Origin of the sequence: Salinivibrio socompensis S35, from assembly GCF_000513715.1 — a bacterium.
Lineage (GTDB): Bacteria > Pseudomonadota > Gammaproteobacteria > Enterobacterales > Vibrionaceae > Salinivibrio > Salinivibrio socompensis.
The window spans coordinates 1-10,036 of the sequence record NZ_AQOD01000130.1; the positions used below are offsets into that span (position 1 = coordinate 1).

The window sequence follows — 10,036 nt, forward strand, 5'->3', positions numbered from 1 at the left end:
GTGGTCGGGGATGCTGAGCGGTTGGAGGATGAGTTGCGTCAACTTGGCTTGCCAGTCAATAGGCTAACACTTGAATATCGTTAATACGGATTGGATAAACTCACCGCGCTACGTGATGGCTTTTGAGTCATAGCTTGTTTATATTGACCATCACGCAGCACACAAATAAGAGATACATTTTGACTGATTTCACCCAGCGGTTAGCGCGCTTAGCGCAAAACCCAGACGCATTAAAGGGGATAGCTCGAGGACTCGAGCGTGAAGCACTTCGTATCACATCGAAGGGTCACTTAGCGCAAACTGCGCATCCAGACGCACTTGGCGCCGCATTGACGCATCGTTGGATTACCACCGATTTCGCCGAGTCGTTATTGGAATTTATTACCCCAGTCAACACGTCGGTGAAAGGGATGTTAGACGAGTTGCAGGACATTCATCGTTTTACCTATCAACAGATGGGGGATGAACAACTCTGGCCGATGTCAATGCCTTGTGTGGTTGCATCGGAAGACGATATTACTCTGGCACAATATGGCAGCTCGAATATTGGCCGGATGAAAACGCTTTATCGGCAGGGACTCAAACACCGCTATGGCAGTGTGATGCAGGTGATCTCGGGCGTACATTTCAATATTTCACTCCCCGAGACATTTTGGCAGCATTTGTATCATTCTGAAACCGTCAGCCAAGCTGCGGTGACACAAGGCTATTTTGACTTGATCCGTAACTACTACCGGCATGGTTGGATGATCCCTTATTTATTCGGTGCATCACCGGCCTTGTGTGGATCCTTTATCAAACATACCGATAGCCCGCTGTCGTTTGAGCATATGCCATCGGGGACGTGTTACTTACCTTATGCGACGTCTCTGCGTTTGAGTGATTTAGCTACACCAACAACGCCCAGGCAGATTTGAAAATTGGCTTTAATACGTTAGAGCAATACCTAGAAGGGGTGCGTCGCGCCATTCGTACGCCTTCGCAGCAATTTGCACAATTAGGTATCCGTGACGGTGACACCTACCGACAACTCAATACCAATATGCTGCAAATTGAGAACGAGCTGTACGCTCCGATTCGACCGAAGCGCAATGCCGAAAGCGGCGAAAAGCCGACCGAAGCATTGAGCCGAGGTGGTGTGGAGTATATTGAAGTCCGCTCACTGGATGTGAACCCCTATAGTCCTATCGGTATTGAAGAAGACCAAGTGCATTTTCTCGACTTATTTGTTTCTTGGTGTGCGTTATCCCCATCCGAGCCTATGTCAGATTCGGAACTTAACTGCTGGCGAGATAACTGGAATAAAATTGTACTTGAAGGGCGAAAACCCGGCTTAACCTTGACCACAGGGTGCGATGGCGACACCTTGACCCAGGCCGAATGGGGACGTCAGGTAATGGCAGAACTCAAACAACTGGCTAAAGTGATGGATCAAACCGTTGGTGATAGTCGCTATGAGCGAGTTTGCGACAAAATGATTGCATGTTTTGATAACCCCGAACTCACCTTATCAGGGCGTGTTCTCGCCGACGTGATTGCGCAAGGCGGTATTGGTGGTGTTGGACTCAGCCTTGCGAGTGAGCACAAAGAGGCATTGGCAGATGTGTCGTATCGGGTTCATAGTGACGCTGACTTTCTTCGAGAAGCCGAAGACAGTGCGGCGCGTCAAAAGGCGGTAGAAGCCAGTGATACACAAAGCTTTGAGCAGTTTTTAAACGCTTATTTCAACGATGTACCGATGGCTGAAAGCTGGTAACTGGGACAACAGTGATGAGTAGGACGCGTGTTCTCAATCGGTTAGGGATAATCACTGCTATGGTATTGTTATCCGGTTGTGCGACGCCGCCACCGGATAACCCCAATAATATCTGTGCGATTTTTGATACAAACCCTGACTGGTTTGAGGCGGCGGTCGACATGGAAGAAAACTGGGGGACACCTATCCAGGTCGCGATGGCATTTGTGAAGCAAGAGAGCGCATTCGTTCACGATGCTTTGCCTCCACGTGACTATGTATTAGGGATTTTACCCTGGGGGCGCGTGAGCAGTGCATATGGTTATGCGCAAGCGCAAGATCCTGCGTGGTCAGACTATCAAAAAGCAACAGATAACGGCGGTACTCGAACTGATTTTGCCGATGCGCTACAGTTTATAGGTTGGTATACCTCAGAAACACATCGCCAGCTTGGGGTGTCTCAATGGGATGTTTACCGGCAATATTTGGCTTACCATGAAGGAAGAGGCGGATTTCAGCGTGGCTCGTTTGAGCGCAAACCAGGGCTAAAACGAGTGGCGCGTAAAGTCGAACAACAAGCAAAGGACTATGGTTGGCAGCTAAAAGGGTGCCGACAACGACTACAGGACAATCTGAGCTGGTGGCCATTTTAAGGCTGCAGTGATGAATGAAGGAGGAAAGATGCCACTACTAGATAGCTTCACGGTTGATCATACCCGCATGCATGCCCCTGCAGTACGGGTCGCAAAAACCATGCAAACACCGAGTGGTGACACCATCACTGTGTTTGATTTGCGTTTTTGTCGTCCGAATGAAGAACACTTAACAGAAAAAGGGATCCACACCTTGGAGCACCTTTTTGCGGGCTTTATGCGCAACCACCTGAACAGTGACAAGGTGGAGATCATTGATATCTCGCCGATGGGTTGCCGTACCGGCTTCTATATGAGCTTGATTGGCGAGCCCCAAGAGCCGGAGGTTGCTAAAGCTTGGGAGCTTGCGATGGAAGATGTCCTGATCGTCCCCTCGCAAGATAAAATTCCAGAGCTAAACGAGTACCAATGTGGCACTTACGAGATGCATTCGTTGAACGAAGCCAAAGACATTGCTCGTGCGATTATCGATGCCGGCGTGACCGTCAACAAAAATGATGATCTCTCTCTCCCTGAATCGATGTTGCAAACCCTGCGCGTCGATTAAAATACTGCTATTCAGATCTCCAGCGGTAGTACGGCCATCTGTGTTACCGCTCCCTCCTGATTTTATTGTTCTTTTCACTTTTTGTCTCGATAGTTAGATAAACGCAAGGGAAGTGTAGGCGTCGTTGCAGCTTTTTTGCCTGTTTAAGCACGCTTCTGCGTTTTGTCGCTGCGTATTTGTCTAGGTTTCGCTAAGCTGACAATTGACTCAAACATGAAAAAAGGCTGTGAAACCCAAAGTGAGTTTACGCGCAAGACATCTTATTCGCCCCTTTAGTATTTATCATTATCTGTTAGGTATCGGTATCATGTTGCTGGCGACGATGCCGGGTGCGCAAGCGTCGTTAAATGGCTATTGGTCATATGACGAGTTTCTTGCTCGGTATCCTGAGCAAAAAGCGCTGACCGCAGAGCTAGATAGTCAAGTGCAAGCCGATCCTGCGCCAGTGTCACGTACAGTGGCGCCGATAAAAGTTTCAGTGGTGGTACCTGGCCAACAAATCTCAGATTACTGGAAGCGCAATGTGCGTGCATTTGAACGTCGCTTACAAGCGCTTAATATTCCTTATCAGTTAAAAGAAGTTACCACACGCCCGAACAACGACATACGAGAACAAAGTGCGTCTTTGTATGCGGCGCTGCGTGACGGTGCCGATTATCTTGTCTTTACCCTAAACAGTGTCCGCCACCGTAAGTTCATTAATCATGTGTTGTCACAGAAAAAAACCAAGCTCATCTTGCAAAATATCACCACACCGGTCAAAGCCTGGCAAGGCAACCAACCTTTCCTCTATGTTGGTTTTGATCACCAACGCGGCAGTCGACTATTAGCGGACTACTATCAAACGCGATATCCAAAAGGGGCGAATTACTCGGTGTTGTATTTCTCACAAGGCTATGTGAGTGATGCGCGCGGAGATACCTTTATTGAGGTCATGAGCCGCCATGGTGACAGTGACTTGATCTCTGCTTATTACACCAAAGGCGATCAAGCGTCTGGCTATCAAGCGGCAAAAGCGATGTTAAACAATAATCCGCAACTCGACTTTATTTATGCCTGCGCCACGGATGTAGCATTTGGGGCGATAAAAGCGCTTGAAGAGTTAGGAAGAGAGGACGTTGGCGTGAATGGCTGGGGAGGGGGCTCCGCTGAACTGGACGCTGTAATGTCAGGGCGATTAGATGCCACTGTAATGCGTATGAACGATGATACAGGGGTTGCGATGGCTGAGGCGATCAAACGCGACTTACAACAGAAAGCAGTGCCCGTGGTGTATTCAGGTCGGTTTAACGTTGTTACCCAATATGATGATCCGGCACGAATAGAGGCCCTTAAGCAACAAGCATTTAGATACTCGGATTAGATTATGCCCACGCTTAGTTCCCCTAAACTATCATTATCGCAATTACTGACCCGCTTAATTGTGGTCTTTTTCTTGTTTGTGACGGCGGGCGTATATATACAAAGCTACCAACTTACCTTGGCGGGAATTAATCAAGAGATTAGCCGTACGTTGGCACAAACCTCTCGCCTACTGCAAAACGTCTTTGATAGTCGCTTGACCGCACTGCAAATACACCAAAACACTAACGCCGCCAGTATGACACTGCAGTCATTGGTCGCTAACGAAGACAGTAATGCCCTCGACGATTACTTTATTGAACAAGAACAACAAGATGTGGCGAATACTCCCGACTTTCGTTTTATCGCCAAAGACGACAGCGTGTTATGGCACGATGGGAGTAGCTTGTTTCACGGTATTGATAACGAAGGATTAGAGCAGCTGCGTTTGCAGTTACGAGGTATTAATCGCTGGACGTTAACCACGATCATCACCGAGACGGAGCAAAGTTATTTACTGATGCGAAAAACGCCGATTGTTTTTCAGTCAAACGGTAAACTCGGCGGATATTTGTATGTGGTGGTGATGCTTAATGGCAACTTTTCATTCGTAAAAAGCTTACAGCGTGCCAGTGGCACCCAAGCGGTATGGCTGTCGGCAGACAATGCCACCTTAGTTTCTACCCTTAGCGGCAACGATGATATAGGCACAGAGTTGACGTTACCGAGTGAGGGGAGTAGCCAGGCGTTTCGACACTATTTAGTGAGCCAATCTAAGCTTCGCATCGCTGGTGAGCCGTCCAAAATTTCATTGTTATCGGCTCAGCGCAATGACAATGTCGTTGCATTACAACGGCAGATGGGCATTAACTTATTACTGACCACTTTGATCATTATTATCGCCGCCTTCTGGGTCAATCGATTTGTGAAAACGCGCATCGCGGACTCGCTAGATAGCTTGATGCGATATACCCAGGGGGCACGCTCACGTCAACGTACTTTGCCGTTTGCCGGCTCCGATATTGAAGAGTTTAATCATATCGGCAAAACGTTAGAGTCGACCTTTCATGCTCTGCATGAGAAAGAGCGTTCACTACAGGATTTATTTGATTACGCGTTGTCACCGATTATTGTTTGGGATACGGACTTTGAAATCACCCGTATTAACCCGGCGGCTAAGTTAAAACTCAACTATGACGAGCAAATTCATACCTCAAGCTGGCTATATGACCAGTTTATGTATGCCATCTCGCCTCACCTAAAACGCGCGGTCAATGGGACCATCCTAAAAGGAGTCAATATTGATATCGATCGCCGCGTTTACCGTTGGAACCTTGCGCCTTTAATGGTCGAAAACCAGGTCAAAGCCGTGATCGGCCAAGGCCAAGAAATTACGTCTCTCATTGAAGCCGAGCAACAAAGCCAGCGAGCCAAAGAAGCAGCGGAAGCCTCCGCGCGTGCTAAGTCAGAATTCTTGGCCAAGATGAGTCATGAAATACGCACGCCGCTCAATGGTATCTTAGGGATCACGCAAATATTAAGTGATAGAGCCGAGGAAAAGGCGCAAAAAGAACTACTTGGTAGTTTGTATCAAAGTGGTGAGCACTTACTTACAGTGCTGAATGATATCCTCGATTTGTCTAAGATTGAACAAGGAAAAATGACCATTGAATACGGGGAATTTTATCTCCAAGATATTATTCGGACGGTAGAGAACATTTATACGCCGTTGTGTGAGAGCAAGTCGATCTCACTCAATATTGATGCACCGATTGCGGCAGAGACCATGGTGCGATCGGATCAATCCCGCCTCACGCAAATCTTGTTCAACTTGATGAGCAACGCGATCAAATTTACTCATATCGGGCAGATTGAGTTGACGGTCTCGTTGGCGCAAGATGCATTAGAAAAAACAGACGTTAATGAGAAGGTGTCAGATCAATCTACATTGCGTCAATCTACATTGCGTCTAGTCGTGAGTGATACCGGGATCGGGATGAACCAACAGGCGCTTGAATCCTTGTTCGACCCTTTTGTACAAGCGGATTCCAGTGTGACTCGGACCTATGGTGGCAGCGGGTTGGGTCTGTCGATTGTTAAAAGCTTATTAGACTTACTGGAAGGCGAGATTCATGTGACCAGTGAGCCAGATAAAGGCAGTCGCTTTGTGGTCGAAGTGCCACTTACCCTGGTTGATAATAAACCGGTCAATACACCAGAGGTAGCGCCTTTCGACCCTGTTTCTCTCGGCATTGAGCGTATCTTACTGGTTGAGGACAATAAGATTAATGCCATGGTTGCCCAAGCATTTTGTCATAAGTACCACATTGAGGTGGAGTGGGTAACTGATGGTGAACAAGCATTGGCGTGTCTTCAGCAAGCGTCGTATGACTTGGTATTGATGGACAACCATATGCCTAATCTGGGTGGCGTGGAGGCCACGCAGGCCATTCGTCAAACGCTCGGGTTAAACGTCCCTATCTATGCCTGCACTGCTGATGCGTATGGTAGTGTACATGATGCCTTTTACCGAGCAGGTGCAGATTATATCATGGTGAAACCGATTAAAGAGGCGAACTTTATCGAGCACTCCGCCACGTTAAACAAAGCGCACACGCCCCTTCATAACGAGTGAGTGTCGTCTGTTTTTGATGCGCCCACGAACAAAAAAGGTGTGGTCACTGACCACACCTTTTTATTGGTTATCGTACCGTATGCCTAACTATATACTGGCTTCTGGTTGTTTTGCCGGCAAGACTTTGACTTGCTTAATCATATTGTCGGCGACATCGACAATTTCAATATGGTGACCGTCAATTTCAATACTTAAGCGGCTTTTAGGGATGTCCTCCAAGTGCTCAAGAATTAAACCATTAAGGGTGCGAGGGCCGTCGGTAGGCAAGGTCCAGTTAAGACTTTTATTCAGATCGCGAATATTGGCGCTGCCCTCAATCAAATAACCACCATCGCTCAATGACGTGATCTCCTCGGCCAAGCTCGGCGATAAAGAGGTGGTAAATTCGCCCACGATCTCTTCTAGAATGTCCTCTAACGTCACCAGCCCAATCATGTCGCCGTATTCATCAACCACCAAGCCGATACGTTGTTTATTACGCTGGAATTTCAGCATTTGTACGTTCAGTGGCGTGCCTTCAGGGATAAAGTAAACTTCGTCGGCCGCGCGAAGCAGTGTCTTCTTTGTTAAATTCGTTTTTCTCAACCATCAAGCGATAAGCTTTGCGCACGCGCAGCATTCCAACCACTTCGTCGATGGTGTCGCGATATAATACCATTCGCCCATGTGGAGCATGTGTGAATTGGCGCATGATTGATTTCCAGTCATCATTGATATTGATACCGGTGATCTCATTGCGCGGCACCATGATGTCGTCCACGGTGACTTCTTCAAGCTCTAGGATCGATAGCAACATATGCTGGTGGCGACGAGGGATTAAGCTACCTGCCTCGTTGACGATACTACGCAGTTCTTCGGTGCTTAGACTGTCTTTGCCATCGGCTTTTGCGCCCAACCCTAACAAACGTAAAAAACCATTAGTGATAAAGTTCACTAGGCTCACAAGCGGATAGAACACCTTCATCAGAATCGTCAGCACGTAGCTGCTGATAAAAGCCACACGTTCTGGATATAGGGCGGCAAGTGTTTTTGGTGTGACTTCGGCAAACACCAGGATCACCATCGTCAACACGCCAGTTGCGATCGCAATCCCCGCATCGCCATACAAACGCAACCCCAAGACGGTCGCGATTGAAGAAGCAAGAATATTTACTAGGTTATTACCGATCAGAATCAGTCCAATCAAGCGGTCTGGCCGAATAAGCAGTTTTTCGACCCGCTTAGCGCCACTGTGGCCTGATTTAGAAAGGTGGCGTAACCGATATCGGTTGAGTGCATCATGCCTGTCTCAGACCCGGAAAAATAACCGGAAATGACGATAAGCAATACCAATAGGGAAATTAATATTCCCGTCGATATGTCGTCCAACGAACTGTTCCTTACGTTTGTTTTAAAATCAGAGCGTATGCTCGTGTGTTTACCCTAGACGCGCGCTGATGATGGCCAGGATACCTCGCCATCAACCTATTGAACCTTAGCCCGCGATCAATATTTCTCGTACAAACCGGCTGCCAAAATAAGCCAGAGTAAGGAGAAAGGCACCCACGATACTAAACCAGACCACCCGACGTCCACGCCAGCCTGACTGATAATGGCCCCAAAGGAGCACGCCATAGACCCCCCAAGCGGCCATTGAGAGGAAGGCTTTGTGCGCTTTTCCTTGTGCGAACATGTCATCGACAAAAACAAAACCAGAGATTAGAGTGAGAGTTAATAATATTTGGCCCACTAAAATGATGTTGAAAAGCTGACGCTCCACCATCATTAAAGGGGGAACATTATGATTAATCACCTGGCGCTTTTTGTGTTTTAGCTGATAATCCAGCCAAGCCAACTGTAAGGCATACAGGGTGGCAATCATCAATGTTGAGTATGAAAACAGGGCCAAAGAGATGTGTAATAGCACCTCTGGATGTGATTCAAGGTGTGTAATAAAGGCACCGGGCAGCAGGGTCGCGCTTGCAAGGTTTAAGCCCGCAAAGGCATAAACTACCGGCAGCAAAAACCACAGCCGCAATCGGAAAATTAGCCCGGTCGTCATCATCGCAATGATAAAACTCACCAAGGAGGCGACGTTGAGCATGCTAAGATTCTGCCCTGCACCCGATAAAATCAGATCTTTGAGTAGATAAGCATGTAACGCCAGCGCAGCCAGTGCGGTGAAAAAGACCGGCTTCGCACTAATTTGATTGTTGCTGGACAAGCCGGGGATGATCTGCAAAATGGCGGCCAGATAAAGCAGTGATGCCAGCAAAGCTGTCAGAATTTCCATCGTCACCGATCAGTCAGTTAATCAATAAGAATGAAGGTGTGAGTATACCTTGCCTCAATCTCTGTCGCTATCGATACATGCAAGTGATGGGGGGATTGCGGTATAATCTCATTAATTTCGCGACAGCGATTGCACCCAGATGAAAAATCATGGGCCAATAGGACGAGTGGGCGAGTAACGCATGTTTGAAAACTTATCAGAACGTTTATCCCGGACGCTCAAAAATGTGAGCGGCCGCGGACGATTAACGGAAGACAATATTAAAGAAACCCTGCGCGAAGTGCGTATGGCGCTACTGGAAGCCGATGTCGCGCTCCCTGTGGTTCGTGATTTTGTCAAACGCGTCAAAGAACGCGCCGTTGGCATTGAAGTCTCCAAAAGCCTGACCCCAGGGCAAGAGTTTATCAAGATTGTTCAAGCCGAGCTTGAAGGGGTGATGGGCGATGCCAACGAAAAATTGGATCTCGCTGCGCAGCCACCGGCGGTAATTTTGATGGCAGGCTTGCAAGGGGCGGGTAAAACCACCAGTGTGGGTAAGCTGGGTAAGATGCTTACCGAGCAAGAGAAGAAAAAAGTGTTAGTGGTGTCTGCGGATGTGTATCGTCCCGCGGCGATTAAACAGCTCGAGACCCTGGCAAGCGAAGTCGGTGTCGATTTCTTCCCTTCAAGCGCGGATCAAAACCCGGTTGATATTGCTAAATCAGCGGTTGAGCATGGGAAGCTAAAATTTTATGACGTGGTGATCGTCGATACCGCGGGCCGCTTGCATGTCGATGACGCCATGATGGGCGAAATCAAAGACGTTCATGCGCGATAACCAGTGAACCCGATGTTCGTAGGTTCGTGATTGGCC

5 protein-coding genes and 3 pseudogenes are annotated in these 10,036 nt (G+C 48.0%); 6 read left to right on the forward strand and 2 right to left on the reverse strand.

The window, feature by feature from the left end:
- The first annotated feature begins 179 nt into the window (after positions 1–179).
- From gshA to DZ54_RS0113795, 5 genes and pseudogenes are all read left to right on the forward strand, one after another.
- Positions 180–1,756, forward strand: a pseudogene (gshA, locus tag DZ54_RS21880) (glutamate--cysteine ligase).
- 14 nt (positions 1,757–1,770) lie between these two features.
- Positions 1,771–2,388, forward strand: a complete 618-nt coding sequence (locus DZ54_RS0113780) for a transglycosylase SLT domain-containing protein (protein ID WP_051416032.1) — start codon at positions 1,771–1,773, stop codon at positions 2,386–2,388.
- A 28-nt stretch (positions 2,389–2,416) separates the two neighbouring features.
- On the forward strand, positions 2,417–2,935 hold the full coding sequence (luxS, locus tag DZ54_RS0113785) for an S-ribosylhomocysteine lyase (RefSeq protein ID WP_025674685.1): 519 nt from the start codon (positions 2,417–2,419) through the stop codon (positions 2,933–2,935).
- A gap of 307 nt (positions 2,936–3,242) precedes the next feature.
- On the forward strand, positions 3,243–4,298 hold the full coding sequence (locus DZ54_RS0113790; RefSeq protein WP_037354584.1) for a substrate-binding domain-containing protein: 1,056 nt from the start codon (positions 3,243–3,245) through the stop codon (positions 4,296–4,298).
- A 3-nt stretch (positions 4,299–4,301) separates the two neighbouring features.
- Positions 4,302–6,911, forward strand: coding sequence for a LuxQ periplasmic sensor domain-containing protein (locus tag DZ54_RS0113795; protein ID WP_025674689.1), 2,610 nt, complete (start codon positions 4,302–4,304; stop codon positions 6,909–6,911).
- Positions 6,912–6,998: 87 nt separating this feature from the next.
- Here DZ54_RS0113795 and DZ54_RS21885 read toward each other — a convergent pair.
- A pseudogene (locus tag DZ54_RS21885) lies at positions 6,999–8,279 on the reverse strand (HlyC/CorC family transporter).
- Positions 8,280–8,385: 106 nt separating this feature from the next.
- Positions 8,386–9,183 (reverse strand): cytochrome C assembly family protein, encoded by a 798-nt coding sequence (locus DZ54_RS0113810; protein WP_025674691.1) that lies wholly within the window; start codon positions 9,181–9,183, stop codon positions 8,386–8,388.
- A 181-nt stretch (positions 9,184–9,364) separates the two neighbouring features.
- Between DZ54_RS0113810 and DZ54_RS21890 the strand changes: the two are divergent.
- Positions 9,365–9,991 (forward strand): annotated as a pseudogene (locus DZ54_RS21890) (signal recognition particle receptor subunit alpha); the annotation flags it as partial.
- Positions 9,992–10,036: the final 45 nt, after the last annotated feature.

What these genes read in the sequence shown, in the direction of transcription:
- luxS (WP_025674685.1), top strand. Translation starts at nt 2,417, where the DNA reads ATGCCACTACTAGATAGCTTCACGGTTGATCATACCCGCATGCATGCC.
- DZ54_RS0113790 (WP_037354584.1), top strand. Translation starts at nt 3,243, where the DNA reads ATGTTGCTGGCGACGATGCCGGGTGCGCAAGCGTCGTTAAATGGCTAT.
- DZ54_RS0113795 (WP_025674689.1), top strand. Translation starts at nt 4,302, where the DNA reads ATGCCCACGCTTAGTTCCCCTAAACTATCATTATCGCAATTACTGACC.
- DZ54_RS0113780 (WP_051416032.1), top strand. Translation starts at nt 1,771, where the DNA reads ATGAGTAGGACGCGTGTTCTCAATCGGTTAGGGATAATCACTGCTATG.
- DZ54_RS0113810 (WP_025674691.1), bottom strand. Translation starts at nt 9,183, where the DNA reads ATGGAAATTCTGACAGCTTTGCTGGCATCACTGCTTTATCTGGCCGCC.